This window comes from Nocardioides flavescens, assembly GCF_009823805.1.
Classification (GTDB): Bacteria; Actinomycetota; Actinomycetes; order Propionibacteriales; family Nocardioidaceae; genus Nocardioides; species Nocardioides flavescens.
In genome coordinates this window covers 402,425-428,566 of sequence record NZ_WUEK01000002.1, presented here as the reverse complement: position 1 = coordinate 428,566, position 26,142 = coordinate 402,425, and the positions used below count along the sequence as shown (strand labels likewise).

The 26,142-nt window shown below is 73.2% G+C and carries 22 protein-coding genes and 1 riboswitch; of the genes, 10 read left to right on the top strand and 12 right to left on the bottom strand.

Annotated features, from left to right (window positions below; genetic code table 11):
• Nucleotides 1-4: 4 nt before the first annotated feature.
• Nucleotides 5-2,893, top strand: coding sequence for an AAA family ATPase (locus tag GRQ65_RS04725; protein WP_160875610.1), 2,889 nt, complete (start codon nucleotides 5-7; stop codon nucleotides 2,891-2,893).
• 1 nt (nucleotide 2,894) lies between these two features.
• Here the strand turns inward: GRQ65_RS04725 and GRQ65_RS04720 are convergent, their stop codons facing one another.
• Nucleotides 2,895-3,605, bottom strand: a complete 711-nt coding sequence (locus GRQ65_RS04720) for a sulfotransferase (RefSeq protein WP_160875608.1) — start codon at nucleotides 3,603-3,605, stop codon at nucleotides 2,895-2,897.
• Nucleotides 3,606-3,627: 22 nt separating this feature from the next.
• Between GRQ65_RS04720 and GRQ65_RS23795 the strand changes: the two genes are divergently transcribed.
• From GRQ65_RS23795 to GRQ65_RS04705, 3 genes are read left to right on the top strand one after another with little or no spacing between them, the layout of a single operon-like run.
• On the top strand, nucleotides 3,628-5,136 hold the full coding sequence (locus GRQ65_RS23795) for a metallopeptidase TldD-related protein (RefSeq protein WP_160875606.1): 1,509 nt from the start codon (nucleotides 3,628-3,630) through the stop codon (nucleotides 5,134-5,136).
• Entirely contained in the window at nucleotides 5,133-6,527 is a 1,395-nt protein-coding gene (locus GRQ65_RS04710; protein WP_160875604.1) for a metallopeptidase TldD-related protein, read from the top strand. Before GRQ65_RS23795 ends, GRQ65_RS04710 begins: the two co-directional genes overlap by 4 nt.
• Before the next feature lie 37 nt (nucleotides 6,528-6,564).
• Nucleotides 6,565-7,152 (top strand): hypothetical protein, encoded by a 588-nt coding sequence (locus tag GRQ65_RS04705; protein ID WP_160875602.1) that lies wholly within the window; start codon nucleotides 6,565-6,567, stop codon nucleotides 7,150-7,152.
• A gap of 313 nt (nucleotides 7,153-7,465) precedes the next feature.
• Here GRQ65_RS04705 and GRQ65_RS04700 read toward each other — a convergent pair whose 3' ends face one another.
• Nucleotides 7,466-8,935: a CHAD domain-containing protein gene (locus GRQ65_RS04700; RefSeq protein WP_160875600.1), complete on the bottom strand. Its 1,470-nt coding sequence runs from the start codon at nucleotides 8,933-8,935 to the stop codon at nucleotides 7,466-7,468.
• A gap of 41 nt (nucleotides 8,936-8,976) precedes the next feature.
• Here GRQ65_RS04700 and GRQ65_RS04695 point away from each other — a divergent pair, with 41 nt between their 5' ends.
• Entirely contained in the window at nucleotides 8,977-9,693 is a 717-nt protein-coding gene (locus tag GRQ65_RS04695; RefSeq protein ID WP_160875598.1) for an Ig-like domain-containing protein, read from the top strand.
• Here GRQ65_RS04695 and gcvP read toward each other — a convergent pair.
• From gcvP to GRQ65_RS04645, 10 genes are all read right to left on the bottom strand, one after another.
• Nucleotides 9,671-12,559, bottom strand: a complete 2,889-nt coding sequence (gene gcvP, locus GRQ65_RS04690; RefSeq protein WP_160875596.1) for an aminomethyl-transferring glycine dehydrogenase — start codon at nucleotides 12,557-12,559, stop codon at nucleotides 9,671-9,673. The genes GRQ65_RS04695 and gcvP overlap by 23 nt on opposite strands.
• Nucleotides 12,560-12,635: 76 nt before the next feature.
• A riboswitch (glycine riboswitch) is annotated at nucleotides 12,636-12,737 on the bottom strand.
• Nucleotides 12,738-12,919: 182 nt separating this feature from the next.
• Entirely contained in the window at nucleotides 12,920-13,504 is a 585-nt protein-coding gene (locus GRQ65_RS04685) for a MerR family transcriptional regulator (RefSeq protein ID WP_202387638.1), read from the bottom strand.
• A 202-nt stretch (nucleotides 13,505-13,706) separates the two neighbouring features.
• Nucleotides 13,707-14,528, bottom strand: a complete 822-nt coding sequence (gene prcA, locus GRQ65_RS04680) for a proteasome subunit alpha (protein ID WP_160875592.1) — start codon at nucleotides 14,526-14,528, stop codon at nucleotides 13,707-13,709.
• Nucleotides 14,525-15,388: a proteasome subunit beta gene (prcB, locus tag GRQ65_RS04675; protein ID WP_160875591.1), complete on the bottom strand. Its 864-nt coding sequence runs from the start codon at nucleotides 15,386-15,388 to the stop codon at nucleotides 14,525-14,527. The genes prcA and prcB overlap by 4 nt, the downstream gene beginning before the upstream one ends.
• Complete coding sequence (locus GRQ65_RS04670; RefSeq protein ID WP_160875590.1) at nucleotides 15,385-15,582, bottom strand: ubiquitin-like protein Pup; 198 nt, start codon at nucleotides 15,580-15,582, stop codon at nucleotides 15,385-15,387. Before GRQ65_RS04670 ends, prcB begins: the two co-directional genes overlap by 4 nt.
• A gap of 41 nt (nucleotides 15,583-15,623) precedes the next feature.
• Nucleotides 15,624-17,132 (bottom strand): depupylase/deamidase Dop, encoded by a 1,509-nt coding sequence (dop, locus tag GRQ65_RS04665; RefSeq protein ID WP_160875589.1) that lies wholly within the window; start codon nucleotides 17,130-17,132, stop codon nucleotides 15,624-15,626.
• A 43-nt stretch (nucleotides 17,133-17,175) separates the two neighbouring features.
• The gene (locus GRQ65_RS04660) at nucleotides 17,176-17,370 is read right to left on the bottom strand and encodes a hypothetical protein (RefSeq protein WP_160875588.1); all 195 of its coding nucleotides are present in this window, start codon (nucleotides 17,368-17,370) and stop codon (nucleotides 17,176-17,178) included.
• A 92-nt stretch (nucleotides 17,371-17,462) separates the two neighbouring features.
• Nucleotides 17,463-19,214, bottom strand: coding sequence for a proteasome ATPase (gene arc / locus GRQ65_RS04655; protein ID WP_160875587.1), 1,752 nt, complete (start codon nucleotides 19,212-19,214; stop codon nucleotides 17,463-17,465).
• Between the two features lie 117 nt (nucleotides 19,215-19,331).
• Nucleotides 19,332-20,345 carry a tRNA (adenine-N1)-methyltransferase gene (locus GRQ65_RS04650; RefSeq protein WP_160875586.1) on the bottom strand — a complete coding sequence of 338 codons (1,014 nt, stop codon included), beginning with the start codon at nucleotides 20,343-20,345 and terminating at the stop codon, nucleotides 19,332-19,334.
• A 57-nt stretch (nucleotides 20,346-20,402) separates the two neighbouring features.
• Nucleotides 20,403-21,548, bottom strand: coding sequence for a site-2 protease family protein (locus GRQ65_RS04645; RefSeq protein ID WP_337191492.1), 1,146 nt, complete (start codon nucleotides 21,546-21,548; stop codon nucleotides 20,403-20,405).
• A 64-nt stretch (nucleotides 21,549-21,612) separates the two neighbouring features.
• Here GRQ65_RS04645 and GRQ65_RS04640 point away from each other — a divergent pair, with 64 nt between their 5' ends.
• The 5 genes from GRQ65_RS04640 to GRQ65_RS04620 all read left to right on the top strand — a co-directional run bounded on the left by GRQ65_RS04640 (nucleotide 21,613) and on the right by GRQ65_RS04620 (nucleotide 26,141).
• Complete coding sequence (locus GRQ65_RS04640; protein WP_160875585.1) at nucleotides 21,613-22,500, top strand: PD-(D/E)XK nuclease family protein; 888 nt, start codon at nucleotides 21,613-21,615, stop codon at nucleotides 22,498-22,500.
• A gap of 101 nt (nucleotides 22,501-22,601) precedes the next feature.
• Entirely contained in the window at nucleotides 22,602-23,612 is a 1,011-nt protein-coding gene (locus GRQ65_RS04635; RefSeq protein WP_160875583.1) for an ABC transporter ATP-binding protein, read from the top strand.
• Nucleotides 23,609-24,349, top strand: coding sequence for an ABC transporter permease (locus GRQ65_RS04630; protein ID WP_160875581.1), 741 nt, complete (start codon nucleotides 23,609-23,611; stop codon nucleotides 24,347-24,349). Before GRQ65_RS04635 ends, GRQ65_RS04630 begins: the two co-directional genes overlap by 4 nt.
• Before the next feature lie 26 nt (nucleotides 24,350-24,375).
• Nucleotides 24,376-25,527 (top strand): histidine kinase, encoded by a 1,152-nt coding sequence (locus tag GRQ65_RS04625; protein ID WP_160875579.1) that lies wholly within the window; start codon nucleotides 24,376-24,378, stop codon nucleotides 25,525-25,527.
• On the top strand, nucleotides 25,524-26,141 hold the full coding sequence (locus GRQ65_RS04620; protein WP_160875577.1) for a response regulator transcription factor: 618 nt from the start codon (nucleotides 25,524-25,526) through the stop codon (nucleotides 26,139-26,141). Before GRQ65_RS04625 ends, GRQ65_RS04620 begins: the two co-directional genes overlap by 4 nt.
• Nucleotide 26,142 lies beyond the last annotated feature (1 nt).

Sequence of the window (26,142 nt, the reverse complement as noted above, 5' to 3'; positions counted from 1 at the left end):
GGAGGTGAGGCTCCACCGGCTCGAGGTGACGGCGTTCGGCCCGTTCGCCGGCACCGTGAGCGTCGACTTCGACCGCCTGAGCAGCGCGGGCCTGTTCCTGCTCTCCGGTGCCACCGGGGCCGGCAAGACCAGCGTCCTCGACGCCGTCTGCTTCGCCCTCTACGGCGACGTGCCCGGTGACCGCAGCACGGCCAAGCGGCTGCGGGCCGACCAGGCGGCCCCCGAGGCCGAGCCGCGGGTCTCGCTCGAGGCCACGCTGTCCTCGCGACGTTTCCGCATCGTCCGCACCCCGGCCTGGCAGCGCCCCAAGAAGCGCGGGAGCGGCACGACGACGGCCCAGGCGTCGGTGCACGTCGCCGAGCGCGTCGGCGGGGAGTGGGTCACGCTCGCGACCAGGCTCGACGAGGCCGGGCTCCTCATCTCCGGCCTGATCGGCATGAACCTCACCCAGTTCACGCAGGTCGCGATGCTCCCGCAGGGCCGGTTCCAGACGTTCCTGCGTGCGAAGTCCGAGGACCGTCATCGTCTGCTGCACCAGCTGTTCCGCACCGGCCGGTTCGAGGACGTCGAGTCCTGGCTGCGCGAGCGCCGGCTGTCCCTGCGGCGAGCCACCGAGGCCGCGCACCGCACCCTCGCCGACACCGTCAGCCGGGTGAGCGAGGCGGTCGTCGCGCCGCTGCCCGACGGCTGGGACGTCTCCGACCTCACCGAGCCCGCCTCCGACGACACCCTCGCCGCGTGGGCCCACGACCTGGTCGCCGACACCGCCGAGCGCTCTCGCGCCGCGACCGACGAGCTGGCGACCGCGACCGCCGCCGAGTCCCGGGCGCGCGCTGACCTCGGGGCCGGCCGGGCCCTCGCCGAGCGTCGCGACGCCGTCGCGCGCGCTCACGCCGAGCGCGTCCGGCTCGACGAGCACGAGCCCGAGGTGGTCGTGGTGCGCGAGGAGCTCGCGGCCGCTGCGCGGGCCGCCGCGGTCGAGCCCGTCCACCGGCTCGTCACTCGGGCGAGCAGTGCGCGTGCCGCGGCGCACGAGCGGCTCGCGGGCCTCGAGGTCGAGGAGGACGACCGGTCGCGACTCGTCGACGAGGAGCGCACCGCGGTCGAGACCGAGGCCGCCGCGCGCGCCGCACTCCCCCGCGAGCGCGAGCTCGCGTCGCTCGCGGCCGAGGTCGACGCGCTCTCCCGACGCGTCGTCGAGCTCGACGCCGAGCAGGTCCGCACCCGGGCCGCGTGCGAGGCCGCGGACGCGCTCGTCGAGGTGACCGCCCAGGTGCTCGAGGTCGAGCGACAGGTGGAGGCCGCACTGACCTGCACCCGGCTGGAGACCGAGCTCGCCGCAGCCCGCGCCGAGCACCTCGACGCCCGGGAGCTGGTCGCGGCCCGCCGCGACGACCTGTTCGACGTCCACCGCCGCCGCATCGAGGGGATGGCCGCCGAGCTCGCCGGAGCACTCGCCGTCGGAGGCTGCTGCCCGGTCTGCGGCTCGGAGCACCACCCGGCCCGGGCCGTGGCCGCACCGGGAGCCCCCGACGAGTCCGTCGAGCACCTCGCGCGCCAGCAGCTCGACGACGCCAACCTGCTCGAGCACGCCCACGCCTCCCGCGTGCACGACCTCACCGCCCAGCTCACCCAGGCGCGCTCCCGCGCGGGAAAGCACCGCTCCGAGGACCTGCGCGAGCAGCTCGGCGCGCTGCGGGTCAGGAGCGCCACACTCGTCGCCGAGCTGGGCGGTGCCGGTGACGACGTCGAGGCCCTCACCGCCCGGCTCGCCACCCTCGACCGCGACCGCGCGGCGGCGGCCGAGCGCCTCCTGCTCACCGAGCAGCGCCACGCCGAGGTCGCCGCCGAGCTCGCCGAGCTGCTGCTGGACACGGGAGCCGACGACCTCGCCACCCTGCTGGCCCGAGCCCAGGGACAGCAGCGACGCGCCCGAGCCTCTCTGCGCGCCCTCGACGAGGCGGAGGCCGCGGCCACCGCGCAGCGCGAGGCCGCCGAGGCGTTCGAGGGGGCGCTGCGAGCGGCCGGGTTCGCCGGCGAGGCGGCCGCGCTCGGTGCCGTGCGCACCGCACAGCAGATCGCCACCCTGGAGACCGCGGTCCGGGAGCACGAGCGGCGCGTCGCCGCGGTCGCCTCCGTCCTGGACGCACCCGGCGCCCAGGAGCTGCTCGACGTCGCGACCCCCGATCTCGACGCCCTCGGGGCGGCGCACGCCGCCGCGCTCGACGCGCTGGCCTCGGCCCGATCGCTCAGCGACCGCTGGGCGCGACGCGCAGCGCGGCTCGGCGAGCTCGGCACGGCCCTCGACGACGCCCTGGCGGCCTGGCGACCGCTGCACGCCGACTGGCGGCTGACGGCCGAGCTGTCGGCGTTCTGCGAGGGCAAGGCCGCCGACAACCGGCTGCAGATGCGCCTGTCCGCCTACGTCCTGGCCTACCGGCTCTCCCAGGTCGTCGCCGCCGCCAACGAGCGTCTCGGCCGGATGAGCGACAGCCGCTACACCCTGGAGCACACCGGCCGCGCCGGGGCGGGCGAGACCCGTGGGGGTCTCAGCCTGCGGGTGCGCGACGACTGGTCGGGCGAGGCGCGCGACCCGGCGACCCTGTCAGGCGGCGAGACGTTCGTGGTCTCGCTCGCGCTCGCCCTGGGCCTGGCCGACGTCATCACCCAGGAGGTCGGCGGCGCCGACCTCGACACCCTCTTCGTGGACGAGGGGTTCGGCTCGCTCGACGCCGACACCCTCGACGACGTGCTCGACACCCTCGACAGCCTGCGCGACGGGGGCCGCATCGTCGGCGTCGTCAGCCACGTCGCCGAGATGCGCGACCGCATCCCCACCCAGCTCGTCGTCACCAAGGCCCGGACCGGCTCCACCCTGGCCGTCCACGGCTAGCTCAGCCGAGCGACGTCCAGTCGGAGAGGTCGAGGCCCCACTCGCTCTCAAGGCGGTCGCGCTGGGGGCGGTACATCGCCTGGAGCGACTCCCGCAGTCCGTCGGGCCAGTCCCACGGGGTCTGCGACGACGAGATCGAGGCCTCCTGCAGGCCGCTGAGCGGTGCGGCGGCGAGACCGAGCCGCGACCAGACCGCCTCGACGGCCGCGACGGGGTCGCGCCGCACCTGCTCGTAGACCATGACGACCAGCCGGTCGCGGCCCACGGCGGCGCGCCACGCGGCGAGCTGGTCGGCGTAGAAGCCGGTCCAGGTCTGCACGGTCATCGGCACGGGGTAGGGCCACGGCTGGGCCGGTGCGTTCTGGGCGACGCGAGTGCCGGCCAGCCGCATGGCCGAGCGGAACCGGTCGACCGGGTCGCGCAGCAGCACCAGGACGGGGGTGTCCTCCGGCACGAGGCGGGCCGCCGCCGGCGGCGCCGTGGGGTGGCGCAGGTAGTGCGGGGTCCACTCACCGCGCGCGATCTGGTCGCCAGGGAACAGGTCGAGGTACTCCTCGGCGGGCAGCAGGCCGTCGGCCACCTTGTGGAGCCGGTGCTGCTCCTTCTTGCCGTTCGTGCCGAGCCCGACCTGCGGGTGCTGGGTCAGCAGGTCGACGAACCAAGTGGTGCCACTGCGCTGCGCGCCGATGCCGAGCCAAGCGGGTCCAGTCACGCCCGAACACTAGTGTGGCGACGTGCCCGACCTCGATCCGACGTTCACCGCACTCCCCTACCGCGCGCTCGGCGCCGTCGCGCTCGGCCGGGCCACCGAGCTCGGCGCGACGCACGCCGACTTCCGCTTCGAACGCATCCGCCACCAGCAGCTCGTCGTGCGCGACGAGGTCCTGCAGACCGCGATGGACGCCGACGAGGTCGGCTTCGCGGTGCGGGTCGTCCACCGCGGTGCCTGGGGCTTCGCCTCGGGGGTGGTGCTCACCGAGGACGAGGCGCGCCGCGTCGCCGAGACCGCGATCGCGGTGGCGACCGTCGCCGCGGAGATGACGACGACGCCGGTCGAGCTGGCGCCGGAGCCGACGTACGCCGACGTCTCCTGGGTCTCGTCGTACGACGTCGACCCGTTCGAGCTCCCCACCGCCGAGAAGGCCGGTCTCCTGATCGACTGGACGCGGCGGCTGCGCACGGGCGCGGCGGTGGACCACGCGGTCGCGGTCGTGGGCCAGCTGAAGGAGAACAAGTACTACGCCGACACCTCCGGCACCGTGGTCACCCAGCAGCGGATCGGCCTCGACCCGCACGCGGAGGCGATGGGTGCGGGCGCCGACACCTTCGATTCGATGCGCACGCTGGCTGCGCCCTCGGCCCGCGGCTGGGAGCACATGACCGGCGCCAGCCACGACTGGGACGCCGACCTCGACGAGATCCCGGAGCTGCTGGCCGAGAAGCTGAAGGCCCCGCCGGTCGAGGCCGGGACCTACGACCTGGTCATCCACCCCTCCAACCTGTGGCTCACCATCCACGAGTCCATCGGGCACGCCACCGAGCTCGACCGAGCGCTCGGCTACGAGGCCAACTACGCCGGCACGTCGTTCGCCACCTACGACAAGCTCGGCACCCTGCAGTACGGCGCGCCGATCATGAACGTCACCGGCGACCGCACCACCGAGCACGGCTGCGCGACGATCGGGTGGGACGACGAGGGCGTGCAGACCCAGTCGTGGGACATCGTCAAGGACGGCGTCCTCGTCGGCTACCAGCTCGACCGGTCGATGGGCCAGATGAAACCCGAGCTCAACGGTGGGCGCTCCAACGGCTGCGCCTACGCCGACTCCCCCGGCCACGTGCCGATCCAGCGGATGGCCAACGTGTCGCTGCAGCCGGCCCCCGACGGTCCGAGCACCGAGGAGCTGATCGGTCGGGTCGAGAACGGGCTGTACGTCGTCGGCGACAAGTCGTGGAGCATCGACATGCAGCGCTACAACTTCCAGTTCACCGGCCAGCGCTTCCACCGGATCAAGGACGGCGAGCTCGCCGGGCAGGTCCGCGACGCGGCGTACCAGGCCACGACGACGGAGTTCTGGGGAGCGATGGAGGCGGTCGGCGGTCGGCAGACCTACGAGCTCGGCGGCGCCGCCAACTGCGGCAAGGCCCAGCCCGGCCAGGGCGCGTGGGTCAGCCACGGCTGCCCGACCTCGCTCTTCCGCGGCATCCGGATCCTCAACACCACCCAGGAGGCCGGCCGATGAGCGCCCGCGTGCACCCCCAGTCCCTCGTCGACCAGGCGCTCGCCACGACGGTCGCCTACGAGTGCGTCGTCATCGTGCGCGACCACACCAGCGCCAACCTGCGCTGGGCCAACAACACGCTGACCACCAACGGCGTGATGCACGGCGTCCACGTCAGCGTGGTGTCGTTCGTGAAGCAGGCCGGCGGGGTCTCCACCGGCTCGGTCAGCGGCAGCGCCACCACGCAGGCGGAGGTCGACGTCCTGGTCCGTGCCGCCGACGCCGCGGCCCGGGCCGCCGACCCGGCGGAGGACGAGGCCGCGCTGGTGCGCGACCGGGTCAGTCCCGACTGGGACGACGAGCCGGCCTCGACGGGCATCGAGGTCTACGACAGCGTCGCGCCCGCGCTGGGCGAGGCGTTCGGCCGCGCGCGCGACGGCGGACGGGTGCTCTACGGGTTCGTCAACCACGAGGTCACGACGACCTACCTCGGCTCCAGCACCGGGCTGCGGCTGCGCCACGTCCAGCCGACCGGCCACTTCGCCTGCACCGGCAAGACCGCCGACCTCTCGCAGAGCGCGTGGTTCGGCACCGCCACCCGCGACTTCACCGACGTCGACCCGCTCGCCGCCGAGCAGACCCTGGCGCAGCGACTCGCCTGGGGCGAGCGTCGCGTCGACCTCGACGCCGGTCGCTACGACACGATCCTGCCGCCGAGCGCGGTCGCCGACCTGATGATCGACGCCTACTGGTACGCCGGGGCGCGCGACGCGTTCGAGGGCCAGTCGGTCTACAGCCGCCGCCCCACCGGCACCCGGATCGGCGAGGCCGTCGTCGACCCGCGGGTGCGCCTGCTCTCCGACCCGGCGTACGCCGGGCTCGAGTGCGCGCCGTTCACGGTCGCGGCGGCTTCGGGCAACGACGACTCGGTCTTCGACAACGGTCTCGAGCTGACCGCGACCGACTGGATCCGAGGCGGCGAGCTCACCGCCCTGCGCCAGACCCGCCACACCGCCGCGATGACCGGTCAGCCCGCGACCGGCTCGGTGGACAACCTCGTGCTCGAGGTCGAGAGCGGCACCGGGACGGTCGAGGACCTCGTCGGCGGCACCGAGCGGGGGCTGCTGCTGACCTGTCTGTGGTACATCCGCGAGGTCGACCCGCAGACCCTGCTGCTGACCGGGCTCACCCGCGACGGGGTCTACCTCGTCGAGGGCGGCGAGATCACCGGCGCGGTCAACAACTTCCGCTGGAACGAGAGCCCCGTCGACCTGCTCCGCCGCTTCTCGCACGCCTCGGCGACCGTGCCCAGCTTCAGCCGGGAGTGGGGCGACGACTACTTCTCGCGCACCGCGACCCCGGCCCTGAGGGTGCCCGACTTCAACATGTCGAGCGTGTCGCCCGCGCAGTAGCACGGTCCGGGGCGCCCGGCGGCGTAGTTTCGGGGTCATGGCCACGGAGCAGACCGCCACCTCGGACAGCTGGGCCGACGACGCCGAGCGCCACCCGCTCGACGACGAGCCCACTCGCACGACGCCCGTCGTCCGTGACGACGCCGACGCCACCGAGCCGGCTTCCCCGGCCCGGCGCCGGCGCGGGCTCGGCGGCAACCGCCACCTGAGCAGCATCGTGCTGGCGTTCCTGGCCGTGGTCGCGGGCTACGGCTGCGTCGACTACGGCTACAACCGCGCCATGCAGGCGGTCGGCGAGTCCGCCCAGCCGCCCCAGCGGGTGCTCATCGTGCTCGGTGCTGCCGCGGGCCTGTTCTTCCTGGCCGCCCTGACCGGTCGGATCTCCGCCCTCGGCCCGCTGCTCGCCGGTCTCGTGCTCGGCGTCGGCCCCCTGGTCTGGGTCATGCTCGACTTCGCCTCGTTCGTCGACCGGCTCAACGACCTGCCGGAGTTCTGGGACAACACCGGCTTCGGGCTCTACGCCGTCGCCTACGCGCTCTTCCCCGCCGTCGCCGGCCTCCTCGTCGGCACCGCGGTCGCCGGTCGCTGGCGCCGCCACCACCCGGCACCGACCACCACCGTCTGAACGCCGACCCGGCAGAGATTGCTGCTGGTAGCACGCCGACCCGGCGCACACTGCAGCTGCCTGTATGCCGACCCGGCGCAAAGTGTTGCTATGCGTACGCTGACCCGGCGCAAAGTGTTGCTATGCGTACGCTGACCCGGCGCAAAGTGTTGCTATGCGTACGCTGACCCGGCGCAAAGTGTTGCTATGCGGTACGCCGACCCGGCGCGAATTGCTGCTCGTTGTACGTCGAGCCATCGCAGAGTGTTGCGGCTACCTCAGCACTCTGCGCCGGGTCGGCGTCGTTCCGACAGCACTGTGCGCCGGGTCGGCGTCACCAGCGGTGCTTGCGCACCTCGGCCCACGCCTCGACGGCCTCGTCGACGAGCTCGGGCTCCCGCATCTCCTCGAGCGCGTGCAGTCGACCCCAGGTGAACGCGTCCTGACCTGAGGCCGTGGCCTCCGCGGCGAGGTCGAGCAGCATCTCCCGGGCGACGACGCCGTCCTGGTGGTCGCCGAGCACCTCGGTCAACCGCCTCGCGGCGCGACGCGGACGACGCGCGTCAGGCCACAGCGGCTCGACGACCTCGTAGGCGTAGCGCAACCGCTTGGCCGCCTTGCGCACCTCGTGCAGGTCCTCGGCCTCGTCGGGCGCGGTGCGGAGCCGCTTGCCCTCGCGCCGCAGCAGCTTCGGCAGCACGTCGCGGGCGCGCTCGTCGGCGCGCTCGCTCCACGGCGGCGAGGCGACCAGGGCGTCGAGCAGGTCGCGCAGGGCGTGGTAGCGCTCGGAGCCGAGCACCTCCGCGACAGTCCGCGCGTCGTCGCCCTCAGCCCGCCGGCGCCGCTCCTCGAGCTGCTGGTGGACCGGCCCGACGACGAGCTCCTCGGGCTGTTCGGCGAGCTGCGCCTGGAGGCGGTCGAGCACGACCTCGACGTCACGCGCGCCTCCGAGCGAGCGAGCGAGCGAGCCGAGCTCGTCGCGGACCGGGTCGGTGAGCTCGCGCTGCAGCAGCGGACGGTACGCCGCGAGCGCGGAGCGCAGCCGTCGGCACGCCTTGCGCATGCCGTGCACCCCGCCGGGCTCGGCACGGCGCACGGCGAGGTCGAACCGTTCGATGCGGCGTACCTGCTCGGCGAGGTAGACGTGCAGCACCGCGCCCGCGGGGCCCTTGCGCCGGGGCTCGGGCAGCGCGGCGACCGGCTCGCGCGCGCCGAGCACGATCTCGATCTTGCGCTGCACCGCGCTGCGCTCGATCCCGTGCTCGGCGAACAACGCCTCGGCGCGGTCCAGCAGCTTCGGCGAGCCGTCGACCAGCTCGAGCTCCCACTCGCGCCAGTACGTCGGCTGTGCCCCGGAGTCCGTCGCGTGACCCTCGACGAGGTCGTCGGCGAGCTCGGCGAGCACCGTGCCGTCAGCCGCGACCAGCCGCGTGAGGGTGCGCCGGGTGCGGATGCGCGCGACCGGGGCGACGGCCACGCCGCGGGCCCAGCCCGCCACGAGGTCGAGCAGCGCCACGGGCACCGGGTCGTGGTCGTCCCCCAGCGCGAGGTGCAGCTCCTCGCGACCGCCCCGCGCCACCGGCAGCTTGAGGTGCCACCCGGCGTCGTGCCCGCCTGTACGACGCCGCAGCGTCACCCCCGCCCGCCGCAGCGCGGCACCGGGCGTGTCGTAGTAGGTCGCGTCGAGCCTCTCCTCGCCCGCAGGCTCGGCCCGCACCACCTTCTTCAGCGCCGTCAGGTCCGGCAGGACAGCCCCGGACGGTGGGGTGAACGAGCGCTCGATCTCCAGGTGAACATCGGCCACGCCTCATTCCTACCGGACCGCCGAAGCCCTAGGGTCCGGCCATGACACCTCGTCGCCGCGCCCTGGCCAGCGCCCTGCTGGCCGCCACCACGACCGCGGGTCTCGCCACCCTGCAGGTCCCCGCCGCTCAGGCCGCTACCGGTTCGGCGCCGGTCACCGCTCCCGACGCCGTCAGCGTGTTCGCCGGTGGCTCGACCACGATCGAGCCACTGCAGAACGACACCGACCCGGACGGCGACCAGCTCGCACTCTGTCGCACCGGTGACGACCCGAGCGTCGATCCGACCGGCAAGCCGTTCTTCATCTCAGCAGACAGCACGAGCGTGACGGTCATGGTGTCGCCGCGAGTCGAGCCCGGCACCTACACCGTGACCTACTACGCCTGCGACCTCAGCTATCTCACCCCCGGCACCATCACTCTGACAGTGGAGAAGGCACCGGAGATCAAGGCCGTCGCCGTGAAGGACAGGCCCGGGCTGGTCCGCTTCAAGAACCCTGCTGACTTCGCAGTGCTCATCGTGTGGGGTGCACGCAACGAGGAGGACTTCGACGGGTCGGTCCGGGTGCCGTCCGGCGAGAGCCGCACCGTCCGCGTCCACCACGAGCGAGTCATCTGGGCCGCATTCAGCAGGAAGTTCGACTTCTTCAAGTTCGGACGGGTGACCGTCGAGCTGCCGAACGGCGACCGCCACCCGCCGGTGCAGAACACCGACGGTGTGACGAGTCGCTCGTGGCTCAGCCGACTGGCTCCTCGCTGAACGCCTCGAGCGGCGGGCAGGCGCAGACCAGGTTGCGGTCGCCGTAGGCCTGGTCGATGCGCCCGACCGGCGGCCAGTACTTGTCGGGGTCGACCCCGGTCGGGAACACCGCGAGCTGACGGTCGTAGGCGCGGTCCCACTCCCCCACGAGCACGCGGGAGGTGTGGGGCGCGCCGCGCAGCGGAGAGTCCTCGGGGCTCCACTCGCCGGCGGCGACGCGGTCGATCTCGGTCTTGATCGAGATCATCGCGTCGCAGAACCGGTCGATCTCGGCGAGGTCCTCGGACTCGGTCGGCTCGACCATGAGCGTGCCCGCGACCGGGAACGACATCGTCGGGGCGTGGAAGCCATAGTCGATGAGCCGCTTGGCCACGTCGTCGACGGTGACACCGGTGTCCTTGGTGATGCCGCGGACGTCGAGGATGCACTCGTGGGCCACGAGCCCGCCGTGGCCGCGGTAGAGCACCGGGAAGTGCTCGCCGAGACGCGCCGCGACGTAGTTGGCGCTGAGCACGGCCGAGGCGGTGGCGCGGGTCAGACCCTCACCGCCCATGAGGCGGACGTAGGCCCACGAGATCGGCAGGATGCCCGCCGAGCCGTACGGCGCGGCGCTGATCGGGCCGATGCCCGCGCGCTTGGACTCCTCCGGGTGCAGCGCGTGGGAGGGCAGGTGCGGCGCCAGGTGGGCACGCACCGCGACCGGGCCGACGCCCGGGCCGCCACCACCGTGCGGGATGCAGAAGGTCTTGTGCAGGTTGAGGTGCGAGACGTCGCCACCGAACTCGCCGGGCTTGGCGTAGCCGAGCAGCGCGTTGAGGTTAGCGCCGTCGACGTAGACCTGGCCGCCGTGCTCGTGCACGATGCGGCACAGCTCGGTGATCGACTCCTCGTAGGCGCCGTGGGTCGAGGGGTAGGTCACCATGATCGCGGCGAGCTCGTCGGCGTGCTTCTCGCACTTCGCGCGCAGGTCGTCGAGGTCGACCCCGCCGTCCTCGCCCGCCTGGACCACGACGACGCGCATCCCCGCCATGACGGCGGAGGCGGCGTTGGTGCCGTGCGCCGAGGACGGGATCAGGCAGACGTCGCGTGCATCGTCGCCGTTGGCGCGGTGGTAGCCGCGGATCGCGAGCAGGCCCGCGAGCTCGCCCTGCGAGCCGGCGTTCGGCTGGATCGAGACCCGGTCGTAGCCGGTGACCTCGGCGAGCCAGCCCTCGAGCTGCTCGACGAGGACGCGGTAGCCCTCGGCGTCCTCGGCGGGCGCGAACGGGTGCAGGTCGGCGAAGCCGGGCAGGCTCACCGGCTCCATCTCGGTGGTCGCGTTGAGCTTCATCGTGCACGAGCCGAGCGGGATCATGCCCCGGTCGAGCGCGTAGTCGCGGGCGCTGAGACGGCGCAGGTAGCGCAGCATCTGCGTCTCGCTGCGGTGGGTCGCGAACACCTCGTGGGTGAGGTACGCCGTGCGGCGGCGCAGCTCGTCGGGCAGCGCGTCGCCGGTCGCGCGGTCCAGCGCCTCGACGTCGATCTCGCCGAGCCCGAACGCCGCGGCGACCCGCTCGACGCTGCCGCGGGTGGTGCACTCGGAGGTCGAGATGCCGACCGTGTCGGCGTCGACGCGGCGCAGCTGCACGCCACGCTCGTGGGCGGCCGTGACGACGTCGTCGGCGCGACCCGGCACCCGGACGGTCAGGGTGTCGAAGAAGGTCCGGTGCGCGAGCTCGACCCCGCCCTCGCGCAGCGCAGCGGCCAGCACCGCGGCGTAGCGGTGGGTGCGGGTCGCGATCGCGCGCAGACCCTCGGGGCCGTGGTGCACGGCGTACATGCCGGCGACGACGGCGAGCAGCACTTGGGCGGTGCAGATGTTGGAGGTCGCCTTGTCCCGGCGGATGTGCTGCTCGCGCGTCTGCAGCGCCAGGCGGTAGGCCGGGCGGCCCTCGGCGTCGATGCTGACGCCGACGAGGCGGCCGGGGAGGTGACGCTCGAGACCGGGGCCGACCGCCATGTAGCCGGCGTGCGGCCCGCCGTAGAAGAGCGGTACGCCGAAGCGCTGGCTGGAGCCGACGACGATGTCGGCGCCGAGCTCGCCCGGCGCCTCGAGGACGGTGAGGGCCAGCAGGTCCGCCGCGACGACGAGCTTGCCGCCGCGGGCCGAGACCTCCTCGGCCAGCTCGCGCGGGTCGAGGATCCGGCCCGAGGCGCCGGGGTACTGCAGCAGGACGCCGCACACCTCGTCGACGCCCTCGGGGAGCCCGGCGGCCAGGTCGGCGACGACGACCTCGATGCCCATCGCCTCGGCGCGGGTGCGCACGACGTCGATGGTCTGCGGCAGGGCGTCGGCGTCGACGACGAAGGGGCCGCTGGCGCGCTTGTTGGCGCGGCGCACCAGCGTCATCGCCTCGGCAGCGGCCGTGGCCTCGTCGAGCAGGCTCGCGTTGGCGGTCGGCAGGCCGGTGAGGTCGCCGATCACCGTCTGGAAGTTGATGAGTGCCTCGAGGCGGCCCTGGGAGATCTCGGGCTGGTAGGGCGTGTAGGCGGTGTACCACGACGGGTCCTCGAGCACGTTGCGGCGGATCACCGGCGGGGTGATCGTCGCGTGGTAGCCCAGACCGATCATCGGCTCGCCGGGCTCGTTGCGCGCGGCGAGCGCGCGCAGCTCACGGGCCACCTCGAGCTCGGTGGCCGCGGCGGGCAGGTCGAGCTCGGCGGCGGTGCGGATGCCGCCGGGCACGGCGGCGTCCATCAGGGCCGCGAGGCTCGGGTAGCCGAGGCGGTCGAGCATCGTCTCGACCTCGGCCGGGCTCAGCCCGATGTGGCGGTCGACGAACGGCAGGGCGCCGTCCAGCTCGCTGAGGGTGGGGTGGTCCGACACGGGTGGCTCCTCGGGACGAGATCGTCTGGCAGGGCCTCCCCCTCTGTCACGGCAGCGTTGCTCGCTCCAGAGTCGCCTGTCCCCCACGGTCCTGGCGCCTGAGAGGTTCCGGGGAGGAATTGCCCCTTCGGCGTCCGGCGGCCGAGCCTCCGGCCGTGGACTCTCCCGTGCGGGATGGTCAGCTGCTCCAGCCTAGCCGGAACGCCGGCGAAGGCCCGAAACGCTCGGTTGGGGCGAGGGTGTCGGAATCCCAGCATCTGCTGGGATCGCCAACGTTCTGGGGTGTTGCAACACCCCAGAACGACAGGAACCCCAGCAGATGCTGGGGTTCCTGTGACGCGTGGTGCGCAGCGGGCTGGGTCAGCCGGCGTGCCGGGCGGCGCGACGCGCCGCGAGCTCGTCGCCGGGGGCCGGTGCGGCCTCCTCGGCTGCGTCGTCGGCGCGCTCGGAGGGGAGCTCGGCGAGCGTGCCCTCGATCTCGCGCCAGACTCCGCCGATCGCGATGCCGAAGACGCCCTGGCCACCCTGGAGAAGGTCGATGACCTCGTCGTTGGACGTGCACTCGTAGACAGAGGCGCCGTCCGACATCAGCGTGACCTGGGTCAGGTCGTCGGTGCCGCGCTGGCGCAGGTGCTGCACCGCGGTGCGGATCTGCTGCAGCGAGACGCCGGCGTCGAGCAGGCGCTTGATGATCTTGAGGATCAGGATGTCGCGGAAGCTGTAGAGCCGCTGCGAGCCGGAGCCCTTGGCCCCGCGCACGGTCGGCTCGATGAGGCCGGTGCGGGCCCAGTAGTCGAGCTGGCGGTAGGTGATGCCCGCCGCGCTGCACGCCGTCGGTCCGCGGTAGCCGAGGTCGCTCGGCAGCGGCGAGACGTCGTCGGTGAAGAGCAGTCCCTGCTCCTCGGCCGCGGTCGTCGCGAGCTCGACGTCCACGCTGTCGCGCAGTTCGCTGTGGTCCTGCTCGTTCACGTCTGGCTCCTCCGCCGGGTCTGTCTCGTCAGGGTACTGCCAGCGGGCCGTGACCACACCGGTGGAGTTACAACGAGGACACTTCAAGGTACGGGCGGCGTGGGGGTCGGTCAACGACCGCCGCCGCGTGTCTCACCCTCAGCCTGAGGCCGAGGGTGAGACCGCGCCGGGCGTGGAGTCAGAGCCGCTCGTCGCCGTCCTGCACCGGCGGCGGGGCCACCGGCGGGAGGTCGCCTGCGGTCGCCGCAGGCACCTCGTCCGCGGTCGCCGCGGGAGCGTCGGTCGGAGCGCGCTCGCCCAGCAGCGCCTCGATCCGCTCCGGGCGGATCCGGGCGAACTTGCGCGGCTGGGTGCGGGTGCGGTCGAGCACTGCGACCTCGAGGTCCTTGACCGGGATGACCCGGTCGTCGGACTCGCCGCGCTCGTTGGCCGAGCGTCCCAGGGCGGCGACCGCGACCCGCAGCGCGCCGTCGAGGCTCGCGCCCTCGGTGTAGTGCTCGCGCAGGTAGCCCGCGACCACGTCGTGCGCACCGCCGATGACGGCGAAGCCGTGCTCGTCGGCCACCTGGCCGTCGTAGGTCAGGCGGTAGAGCTGGTCGGCCTCGGGGGTGTCGCCGATCTCGGCGACGAAGATCTCCACCTCGTAGGGCTTCTCGCCGCCGCTGGAGAAGATCGTGCCGAGCGTCTGGGCGTAGGCGTTGGCCAGGCCCCGCCCGGTCACGTCGCGGCGGTCGTAGGCGTAGCCGCGCATGTCGGCGAGGCGCACGCCGGCGATGCGGAGGTTCTCGAACTCGTTGTAGCGACCGACGGCCGCGAAGGCGATCCGGTCGTAGATCTCGGAGATCTTGTGCAGGGCCTGGGAGACGTTCTCGGAGGCGAGGAGGATGCCGTCGGCGTACTGCACAGCGACCATGGACCGACCGCGCGAGATGCCCTTGCGCGCGAAGTCGGCCCGGTCCTTCATCAGCTGCTCGGGCGAGACGTAGAACGGCATGCTCATGCGCGGGACTCCTCACCGGTCGTGAGCGGCGCGGCCGGGCCGTCGGGGCGGCCCATCCGCCCGGCGATGACGCGGTCGGCCACCTCGGCCACCTCGTCCTCGCCGATGCGGCGCCCGCCGTCGGCGGTGATCACGTGGATCACCGGGAAGATGCGCCGGGTCAGGTCGGGGCCACCGGTCGCCGAGTCGTCGTCGGCGGCGTCGTAGAGCGCCTGCACGACCACCTCGATCGCCCCGCGGACCGAGAGGTCCTCACGGTAGAGCTTCTTGAGCGAGCCGCGGGCGAACAGCGAGCCGGAGCCGGTCGAGTGGAAGGCCGTCTCCTCGTAGCGACCGCCGGTGGCGTCGTAGCTGAAGATGCGGCCCTGGCCACTGTCGAGGTCGTAGCCCGCGAAGAGCGGCACCACGACCATGCCCTGCATGGCGAGGCCGAGGTTGCCGCGGATCAGCGCGGCGAGCCGGTTGGCCTTGCCGTCGAGGGACAGCGTGGTGCCCTCGATCTTCTCGTAGTGCTCGAGCTCGGTCTGGAACAACCGGACCATCTCGACCGCGATCCCCGCGGAGCCCGCGATGCCCACGCAGGAGAACTCGTCGGCCGGGAAGACCTTCTGGATGTCGCGCTGCGCGATGACGTTGCCCATCGTCGCGCGACGGTCACCCGCCATCACCACGCCACCGGGGAACGTCGCCGCGACGATCGTCGTGCCGTGCGGAGCGAGGTCGCCCGCCTGGCCCTGCGGCGTGGCACGCCGCGCCGGCAGGAGGTCGGGCGCCTGGTCGGAGAGGAAGTCGGCGAACGAAGACACGCCGGGCTGGAGGAACGCGGCGGGCAGCCGCGGGTCGCCGCTCAAGGAGGTCACTCGCCGCCCTTCTGGATGAACGACTTCACGAAGTCCTCGGCGTTGGTCTCGAGCACGTCGTCGATCTCGTCGAGGATCGCGTCGACGTCGTCGTCCAGCGCCTCCTTGCGCTCCGCGACGTCGGTCTCGGTGACCTCGGTCGTGGACTCCTCGGACTCGGAAGACCTGCGCGGCTGCTTCTGCTCCTGGGCCATACGACAAACCTAGCCGCCGGGACCGACAGGCGGGGTGGGACCTACCGCGTCAGGGCCGCCACGAGCGCCTCGGCGCTCTCGCAGGAGTCGAGCAGGTCGCCGACGTGGGCGCGGCTGCCGCGCAGCGGGTCGATCGTGGGCACGCGCTGCAGCGACTCGCGCCCCGGGAGGTCGAAGATGACGGAGTCCCACGACGCGGCGGCGACGGAGGAGGAGAACTTCTCCAGGCACCGGCCACGGAAGTACGCGCGGGTGTCGGTCGGCGGGTCGTGCATCGCGCCCTCGACGGCGTCGTCGTCGAGCAGCCGCTCGATGCGCCCGGCGCCGGCGAGGCGGTGGTAGAGCCCTTTCTCGGGGCGGATGTCGGCGTACTGCAGGTCGATGAGGGCGAGCTTGGCGTCGTCCCAGCCCAGACCGTCGCGCTGGCGGTACTGCTCCAGCAGCTTGAGCTTGGCCACCCAGTCGAGCTCGCCGGCGCAGAGCATCGGGTCGCGCTCGAGCCGGTCGAGCACCGACTCCCAGCGGGCCAGGACGTCGAGGGTCTGCGCGTCGGCGTCGGAGCCGTAGCGGTCCTCGACGTACTTGCGGGCCAGGTCGAGGTACTCCCACTGCAGCTGCACCCCGGTGACCGTCCGCCCGTCGGTGAGGGTGATGGTCTGGCGCAGCGTGGGGTCGTGCGAGATCGCGCGCAGCCCGGCGACGGGGCCCTCGACGGTGAGGTCGGTGGTGATGAAGCGGTCCTCGATCATGGCCAGCACCAGCGAGGTCGTGCCGACCTTGAGGTAGGTCGAGACCTCGGCGAGGTTGGCGTCGCCGACGATGACGTGGAGGCGGCGGTACTTCTCGGGATCGGCATGCGGCTCGTCACGGGTGTTGATGATCGGGCGCTTGAGGGTGGTCTCGAGGCCGACCTCGACCTCGAAGAAGTCGGCGCGCTGGCTGATCTGGAAGCCGCGGGTGCGCCCGTCCTGGCCGATGCCGACGCGCCCGGCCCCCGCGACGACCGGACGGCTGACGAAGAACGGCGTCAGGTGGCGCACGACGTCGCCGAACGGCGTGGCGCGGCGCATGAGGTAGTTCTCGTGGGCGCCGTAGGAGGCGCCCTTGCCGTCGGTGTTGTTCTTGTAGCAGACGATCGCGGTGCCGCCCGGCAGCTGTGCGGCCCGACGCTGGGCGTCGAGCATGACGAGGTCGCCGGCCTTCTCCCAACGCACCACGTCGAGCGGCGAGGTCACCTCGGGGGTGGAGTACTCCGGGTGGGCGTGGTCGACGTAGAGCCGGGCGCCGTTGGTGAGGATGACGTTGGCCAGGCCGAGGTCCTCGTCGGTCAGCTGGCTCGGGTCGGCGACCTGGCGCGACATGTCGAAGCCGCGAGCGTCGCGCAGCGGCGACTCCTCCTCGAAGTCCCAGCGGGCGCGGCGGGCCCGCACAGTGGCGCTGGCGTAGGCGTTGACCACCTGGCTGGAGGCGACCATCGGGTTGGCCATCGGCTGACCGACCACGGAGATGCCGTACTCGATCTCGGTGCCCATGACCCGGCGGACGCTCATGCTGCGAGCCTACCCAGGGCTCGCTGCGCCAGCAGGCGGCCGCTCAGGTGCCGCCGGGTCCGCCGAGCGGGCCGGGGCCGGGCGGCGGGCGGTACTGCCCCATGGCCCTGGCCTCCGCGTCGGCGGCGTCACGGGAGGCCATCGGGCCGCGCGCGGACGGCGAGCGACGCCCGCTGCTCCACCAGGCCAGCGCGAACAGCGCGACGGCGGCGAGGACGATCAGGATGACGACGGTCACGGTGCCTCCCGAGGGGTGGGCGGCCCACCGTACGCCGACGCGGGCCGCACCGGAAGGTGCGACCCGCGTGGCCGGAGGTGCTCAGCGGTGGGTCAGAGGTACTGACCAGTGTTGGCGACCGTGTCGATCGAGCGGCCGGGCTCGGTGCCCTGCTTGCCGGTGATGAGGGTGCGGATGAAGACGATCCGCTCCCCCTTCTTGCCCGAGATCCGCGCCCAGTCGTCGGGGTTGGTGGTGTTGGGCAGGTCCTCGTTCTCCTTGAACTCGTCGACGCACGCCTGGAGCAGGTGCGCGACGCGCAGCCCCTTCTGGTCGTGGTCGAGCAGGTCCTTGATCGCCATCTTCTTGGCGCGGTCGACGATGTTCTGGATCATCGCGCCCGAGTTGAAGTCCTTGAAGTACAGGACCTCCTTGTCGCCGTTGGCGTAGGTCACCTCGAGGAAGCGGTTCTCCTCGGTCTCGGTGTACATCCGCTCGACGGTGGCCCGGATCATCCCCGCGACGGTCGCGTCGCGGTCGCCGCCGAACTCAGCGAGGTCGTCGGCGTGGAGCGGGAGCCGGGTGGTGAGGTACTTGCTGAAGATGTCGCGCGCCGACTCGGCGTCGGGGCGCTCGATCTTGATCTTCACGTCGAGGCGCCCGGGGCGCAGGATCGCCGGGTCGATCATGTCCTCGCGGTTGGAGGCGCCGATGACCAGGACGTTCTCGAGGGTCTCGACACCGTCGATCTCGCTGAGCAGCTGCGGGACGATGGTGTTCTCGACGTCGGAGGAGACGCCCGAGCCGCGGGTGCGGAACAGCGAGTCCATCTCGTCGAAGAACACGATGACCGGCGTGCCCTCGCTGGCCTTCTCCCGAGCCCGCTGGAAGACCAGGCGGATGTGGCGCTCGGTCTCGCCGACGTACTTGTTGAGCAGCTCGGGGCCCTTGATGTTGAGGAAGTAGGACTTGCCCTCCGCGCCGGTCCTGGCCGCGACCTTCTTGGCCAGGCTGTTGGCGACCGCCTTGGCGATCAGCGTCTTGCCGCAGCCGGGAGGACCGTAGAGCAGCACGCCCTTGGGCGGCTTGAGCTCGTGCTCCTTGAACAGCTCGGGGTGCAGGTAGGGCAGCTCGACGGCGTCCTGGATGGTCTCGATCTGACCCTTGAGACCGCCGATGGCCTCGTAGGCGATGTCGGGGACCTCCTCGAGGACGAGCTCCTCGACCTCGGACTTGGGGACCTTCTCGTAGACGAACCCGGCACGCGAGTCGAGCAGCAGCGAGTCGCCCGCGCGGATGGTGTCGGCGAGCAGGGGCTGCGCCAGGCGGACCACGCGCTCCTCGTCGGCGTTGGCGATGACCAGGGCGCGCTCGCCACCGGCGAGCAGCTCCTTGAACATCACGACCTCGCCGACGTCCTCGAACTCGAGGGCCGCGACGACGTTGAGCGCCTCGTTGAGCATGACCTCCTGACCGGGGCGCAGGCCGTCGAGCTCGACGCTGGGCGACACGCTGACCCGCAGCTTGCGCCCGCCGGTGAACACGTCGACCGAGTCGTCGTCGTTGCGCCCGAGGAAGGTGCCGAAGCCGGCCGGCGGCTGCGCGAGCCGGTCGACCTCCTCCTTGAGCTTGAGGATCTGGTCGCGGGCCTCGCGCAGGGTCTGGGCGAGCCGCTCGTTCTGGCTCGTGACCGAGGCGAGGGAGCGCTGGGTGTCCGCGAGCCGCAGCTCGAGACCCCGTGAGCCGCCGGACGGCGCCTCGCTGAGGCGCCGGCGGAGGTCACCGACCTCGGCCTCGAGGAACCGCACCTGGCTGATCAGCTCGTCGGGGGTCCGACCTCCGAGAGCTTCGCTGTCCGACGTCATCGAGCGTCACCTCCTGTGGTCTCTCGACCCTACTCGGACGACACGCCGGGCCAAGGGCTGTCTCGGCGGTGTCGGCGCGAACTCGGTCACGATTGCGTCACCGCGACCGCTGGCGTCTCACTCCTCGGTCTCCGCACCGGTCTCGACGCCCGTCTCCACGGGTACGCCGGGAGGGCGCGGGCCGTCGTAGTCGGGGCCGTAGGCGCCCGGCGCGGGGCGGCGCTTCTTCAGCGGGGCCCGCTCCCCCGGCGCCATCCGCCGCGCGGTGACCAGGAACGCCGTGTGCCCGATCATCTTGTGCCCCGGGCGCACGGCGAGACCCTCGACGTGCCAGTCGCGCACGAGCGACTCCCACGCCTGCGGCTCGGTGAACCCGCCGTGGACGCGCACCGTCTCGACGAACTTGGAGAGCTGGGTCGTGGTGGCGACGTAGGCGCAGACGATGCCGCCAGGGCGAAGCGCGTCGGCCGCGACGTCGAGACACTCCCACGGGGCGAGCATGTCGAGGATCATCCGGTCGCAGCGCTGCCCCGACCCGGCGAGCTCCTCGGCGAGGTCGCCGACGTGGAGGGTCCAGGCGGGGTGGGTCTCGCCTGCGGGGCCGCCGAAGAACTGGGCGACGTTGCGCCGGGCGACGTCGGCGAACTCCTCGCGCCGCTCGTACGACGTCACGCGGCCGAAGGGTCCCACCGCGCGCAGCAGCGAGCAGGTGAGCGCGCCGGAGCCGGCGCCGGCCTCGATGACGTGCGCGCCGGGGAAGATGTCGGCCATCGCGACGATCTGGGCGGCGTCCTTGGGGTAGACGACGGCCGCGCCGCGGGGCATGGAAACGACGAACTCCGAGAGCAGCGGGCGGAAGACGAGGTATTCCCCGCCGGCCGAGGAGGTCACGGTGAACCCCTCCTCCCGCCCGACCAGCTCGTCGTGGTCGAGGTGGCCGCGGTTGGAGAAGAAGCGCTTGCCGGGCTCGAGGCAGAGGTTGTGCCGGCGGCCCTTGCCGTCGAGCAGCCGCACCCACTCGCCGGCCCGCAGCGGTCCGCGGTGGACACCCGACCACGCGGCGGGGTCGACCTCCTCGTCAGCGGGCGCGTCGCCCTGCGCGTGGACCGGGCTCTGGGCGGGATCGTGCATCGGGTGGGGATCTCCTCGTGGGGTGTGCAGGTGCTGGTGGGGCGGCGCGGACCGCGGTCAGCGCGGGGCGTCGCGGAAGGCCCGGTCGACGTCGGCGGTCGTGAGCACGCCGTAGACCGAGCCGTCGTCGTCGAGCAGGAGGTACTCGCTGGCCGGCGTCGAGGTGATGGCGCGCACGAGGTCCTCGCCAGCGATGCCGACGGGCAGGGTGAGCCCGTCGTCGACGCTGCGGGCCACGGTCGAGGTGGCCAGCCAGGGCCGCCGCTCCTCCGGGGTCGCGGTCAGCGCCGCCTCGTTGACCACGCCGACGGGCCGGCCGCTCCCGGTGACCGTGACGATCGCGCCCGCCTCGGCCTCGCGCGCGCGGCGCACGGCCTCGCTCAGGGGCAGGTCCTCGGGCACCGACAGGGTGCGCCGGGCCAGGCGCCGGGCGACCAGGTGCGGGAACCGCCGGCGCACCCGGGCGTGCGCCAGGGTCGCACTCGCGCCGTTCCACAGGAACAGGCCGATGACGACGGCCAGCACGAAGTCGACGACGCCGGGCTCGATGCCGAACAACCACTGCTGGACGAACGGGTAGAGCAGCACCGCGAACGCCGTGACGCGACCGCCCCAGGCGGCGACGACGGTGCCTCGGTGCATGCTGCCGGTGGCCTTCCAGACCGCCGACTTGAGCACCCGGCCACCGTCGAGCGGGAGGCCGGGCACGAGGTTGAGCACGCCGACGAGGAGGTTGCCGCCGGCCAGCCCCTCGACGACGAGGCGCAGGACCCCGTCGGGGGTCACGAACCACAGACCGAGGGCGCCGAGTCCCACGCCGAGGGAGGTGAGCGGGCCGACCACCGCGATCCAGAACTCCTGGCGCGGCTTCTCCGCCTCGGCCTCGATCGCGGTGACGCCGCCGAGGAAGTGGAGCGTGATCGTCGAGACCGGGAAGCCGTAGTGGCGCGCCATGAACGCGTGGCTCGCCTCGTGGAGCAGGACGCTGAGGTAGAGCACGACGGCGAAGGCCAGGCCCACGACGTACTTGCCGAGGCCGAGACCTGGCTGCACCTGCTCGACGCGCGGCGAGACCACGACGGCGATCAGCGCCGCGACGAGGAACCACGAGGACGACACCAGCACCGGGCTGCCCGCGATCGTGCCGATCCGGATGGTGCCGGGCGGACGCGGCGCCTCGGGGCTCGCCTGCGGTCCGGACACGCCGCAACGCTAACCGACCGGTGCCTGCCGCGCCGCTGTCGGTGGTGGGCCCTACGGTCGCCGTGTGACCACGACACCGGCCTCCCTCTCCCCGAGCCGGGCCGGCGACTTCGTCTCCTGCCCGCTGCTGTTCCGCTACCGCACCGTCGACCGCCTGCCCGAGACCTCCTCGCCGGACGCCGTCCGCGGCACCCTCGTGCACCAGGTCCTCGAGGACGTCTTCGACCTGCCCGCCGCGGAGCGCACCCCCGAGCGCGCCCACGCGCTGCTGGAGCCGGCCTGGGCCGCGCTGCGCGAGCGCTCGGAGGAGGCCCGCGAGGTCGCCGGGCGCCTCGACGAGGTGCCGTGGCTCGCCTCGGCCCACGAGGCGGTCGAGCGGTGGTTCACCCTCGAGGACCCGACCCGGCTGGAGCCGGCCGAGCGGGAGTCCTACGTCGAGGCCGAGCTGGCCTCCGGCCTGCGGCTGCGCGGCATCATCGACCGGCTCGACGCCACGCCCGACGGGGCGCTCAGAGTGGTGGACTACAAGACGGGCAAGGTCCCTGCCGAGGGCTACGAGGCGCGGGTGCTGTTCCAGCTGCGGCTCTACGCCCTCATCCTGTGGCGCTCGCGCGGTGTGGTGGCCAAGCGACTGCAGCTGGTCTACCTCGGCGGTGAGGGCCAGGTCCTCACCTACGACCCGGACGAGGCCGACCTCGTCGCCACCGAGCGCAAGGTCGAGGCGATCTGGGCCGCGATCCAGGAGGCGCTGCGCACCGGCGAGTTCGAGCCGCGTCGCGGCAAGCAGTGCGACTGGTGCCCGCACCAGGCCATCTGCCCGGCCTGGGGCGGCACTGCGCTGCCGTGGCCCGTCGTGGCACCGACCTCAGCGTCGGCCGGGCCGCTCGCGCGCCTGCGGGCCGGCGTACGACGGGCGTGGCGGCGGGTGCGCGGGCGCCGCGCGCCGAGGTGACAGCCGGCATGACGGATGTCATCGCCGCCTGGTGCGAGGTGCACAGGAGGCGGTGACGGCGTGCACTGCCGCCCGCCCCGACGAGCCCGGAGGGTGGAGACATGACCACCACGGCAGCGACGTCCACCAGCTCGGGGGCCACGACCGACCTCGCCATCGAGGTCTGGGGCCTGCACCGCCGCTACGGCCGCGGGGCGAGCGCCTACCACGCCGTGCGCGGCGTCGACCTCGATGTGCGGGCCGGGGCCGTGACCGCCCTGCTCGGCACCAACGGGGCCGGCAAGACCTCGACGTTGGAGGTCATCGAGGGCCTCGCCTCCCCGAGCGAGGGCACCGTGCGGGTGCTCGGCCTCGACCCGGTCGCCGACCGCGACGCGGTGCGGGCCCGGATGGGCGTCCTGCTGCAGCGCAGCGGCTTCCCCGGCGACCTCACGGTCCGCGAGGTGCTGACCATGTGGCACGGCACGCTGCGCGCACCGATGCCCGTCGACGACGTGCTCGACCTGGTGTCGCTCGGCGAGCGCGCCGACGTCCGGGTCGTCTCGCTGTCCGGCGGCGAGCAACGCCGCCTCGACCTGGGGTGCACCGTCATGGGTGACCCCGAGGTCGTGGTGCTGGACGAGCCGACCACCGGCCTCGACGTCGAGCGGCGCCGTGACGTGTGGGACCTCGTCCTGCGCCTGCGCGAGCGCGGCAGGGCGGTGCTGTTCAGCACCCACCACCTCGAGGAGGTCGAGGAGCTCGCCGACCACGTCGCGGTGATGCACGCCGGGCAGATCGCACGCCGGGGCACGCTCGCCGAGATCGTGGAGGGGCACCCCTCGACGGTCCGCTTCGCCACGCCGCTGGACGCGACCGGCACCGCCCTCGACCTCCCGCCACTCCTCGGAGAGGTCTCGAGCCGGGGGCCGCACACCACCGTCCGCACCCACGACGTGCAGGCCGCCCTGCACCGGCTGCTGGTCTGGGCCGACGAGCACGCCGTGCGCCTCGACGACCTGCGCGCCGAGACCGCCAGCCTGGAGTCGGTGTTCCTCGAGATCGCCGGCCGCACCACCGACCCGACCAGCACCGATACCCCCACCGAGACCACCACCGAGGAGTCCCGATGAGCACGCTCGCCCCGCCGGTGCGCCGCACCCTGGCGCTGACGAAGGCCAACGCCCGTCTGCTGGTGCGCAACCGCACGACGTTCCTCTACGCCCTGGTGATGCCACTGGTGCCGATGGTCATCGTCTTCGCGAGCGGCGGCGCCTCCGACGCGGCCGGGGCCAACGCCGTCACCTCGGTGCTGCTCATGGCCGTGCTGTTCCCGGTCTTCTACAACGTGCTCTCCCAGGTGGTGACCCGCCGCGACGAGCTGGTGCTCAAGCGCCTGCGCACCGGGGAGGTCACCGACCGCGAGATCGCGCTGTCGATCGCGCTGCCCGGTGTCGCCATCGCGCTCGCGGTGGCCGTGGTGACCGTGCCGGTCTCGCTCGTCGCGGGGCTGCCCCTCCCGTCGAACCCCGCCGTCTACCTCCTCGGCGCGCTCGTCTCGTCCGTGGTCTTCGCGGCCCTCGCCTTCTGGACCGCCGCCTGGACCCGCAACGCCGAGGCCGGGCAGATGACGAGCGTGCCCGTCATGGTCCTCGCCGTCGCCGGGACGCTCGTGGCGGCCGTCCCGGACCGGGTCGCGCAGGTGCTGGAGGCCACCCCCGGCGGCGCGATGTACGAGCTCGTCCGCACGGGCTGGTACGGCGCGGGCGGGGTCGGCGACGCCGTCGAGCCGCTGGTCGTGCTCGCCGCCTGGGGGGTCGTCGCCGTCTCGCTCGCCCGCCGGTCGATGCGGTGGGAGCCGCGGGTCTGAGCGGGCCGTCGGGGAGACTGGTGCGCGTGTCCCGCTCCCTCTGGCCGCGCTGGGCGCGGCTGAGCCAGGTCGAGCGCGTCGAGGCCTACACCCGCCAGTCGCTGCTCGTGCTGTTGTACGGCACCCCGGTCTTCCTGCTGCTGAGCGGCTCCGACCGCATCGCCGACGGAGGCGGCGCGCTCGCGGTCGTGCTCGGCGCGTCGCTCGTCGTGACCCTGGTCGCCGCGCGGGCACTGCGGGCGGTGATGGACCTCTACCCCGCTGCGGCCCCGGTGCCGTGGCGGCCCGTGGGTGCCCTGCTCGCCGTGGCCGTCGTCTCGACGGGTGCCTGCATCGCGCTCCCCGAGGGACCGGGCCGGGTCCTGGGTCTCACGACCTGGGGCGTCACCGTCATCGCCCTCGTGGGGCTCACCGACCGACGCATCGCGGCCGCAGTGGTGGTCGGCGCGACGCTCGTGCCGACGGTGCTCACCGGGCGAGCGTGGGTCGCGCTCGTGGCCCTCGGCACGACGCTGTTCTTCGTCTTCACCGTGCGCGCCTCGCTCTGGCTGCTCGGCGTGGTCGTCGAGGTCGACCGCTCCCGCACGGCCCAGGGCGAGCTCGCCGTCGCCGAGGAGCGCCTGCGCTTCTCCCGTGACGTGCACGACGTGCTCGGGCGCCACCTCTCCGCCATCGCCGTGCAGGCCGAGCTCGCCGCGACGCTCGCCGAGCGGGGCGACGAGCGGGCCGCGGCTCGCATGCTCGAGGTGCGCGAGCACGCCCACGACGCCCTGCGCGAGGCGCGAGAGCTCGCCCGCGGCTACCGCGACACCTCCCTCGAGCGGGAGCTCGACGGGGCCCGCTCCCTCCTGCAGGCCGCCGGCATCGCCACCTCCGTCGACACGACGGGCCTCGACCCGGCCTGGCACGAGGCGGCCGGGTGGGTCGTCCGCGAGAGCGTCACCAACGTCCTGCGCCACTCCCGGGCGACGCTCGTGACCATCCGGTGGACCGACGACGGCGTGGTCGAGGTCCGCAACGACGGCGTCACCGCCCCTCCCGGCTCGCGCGGCAGCGACGGCCGCGGGCTGGTCGGCCTGCGCGAGCGCCTCGCCGCCCTCGGTGCCACTCTGCACGCCGAGCGCGACGGCTCCGAGTTCGTCGTCCGCGTCGACCTGCCCACCGGAGGAGCCGCATGAGCGCGCCCACGATCTCCCTGCTGCTCGCCGACGACGAGCACCTGATCCGCACCGCGCTCGCGCAGATGCTCGACCTCGAGGACGACCTCGACGTCGTCGCGCAGGCCGCCGGCGGCGACGAGGCCCTGGCGGCCGCGGTCGAGCACGCCGTCGACGTCGCCGTGCTCGACCTGCAGATGCCCGGGCTCGACGGCATCGCCGTGGCGGAGGCGCTCGCGACGCAGCTGCCGGGCGCCGGGGTCGTCATCGTGACCAGCCACGGACGACCCGGCCACCTCAAGCGCGCCCTGGCCGCCGGGGTCTCGGGGTTCCTGCCCAAGACGGCGTCGGCCCGCACCCTGGCCGAGGTCATCCGGACCGTGCACGGCGGAGGGCGCTACGTCGACCCCGAGCTCGCCGCCGAGGCCATCGCGGCCGGCGACAGCCCGCTCACGCCGAGGGAGGCCGACGTGCTCGAGCTCGCCGACGGCGGCGCCCCGGTCGAGGAGATCGCCCAGCGCGCGCACCTCTCCCCCGGCACGACCCGCAACTACCTGTCGAACGCCGTCGCCAAGCTCGGCGCCGCCAACCGCCACGAGGCCTGCGCCATCGCGCGGCGGATGGGCTGGATCTGAG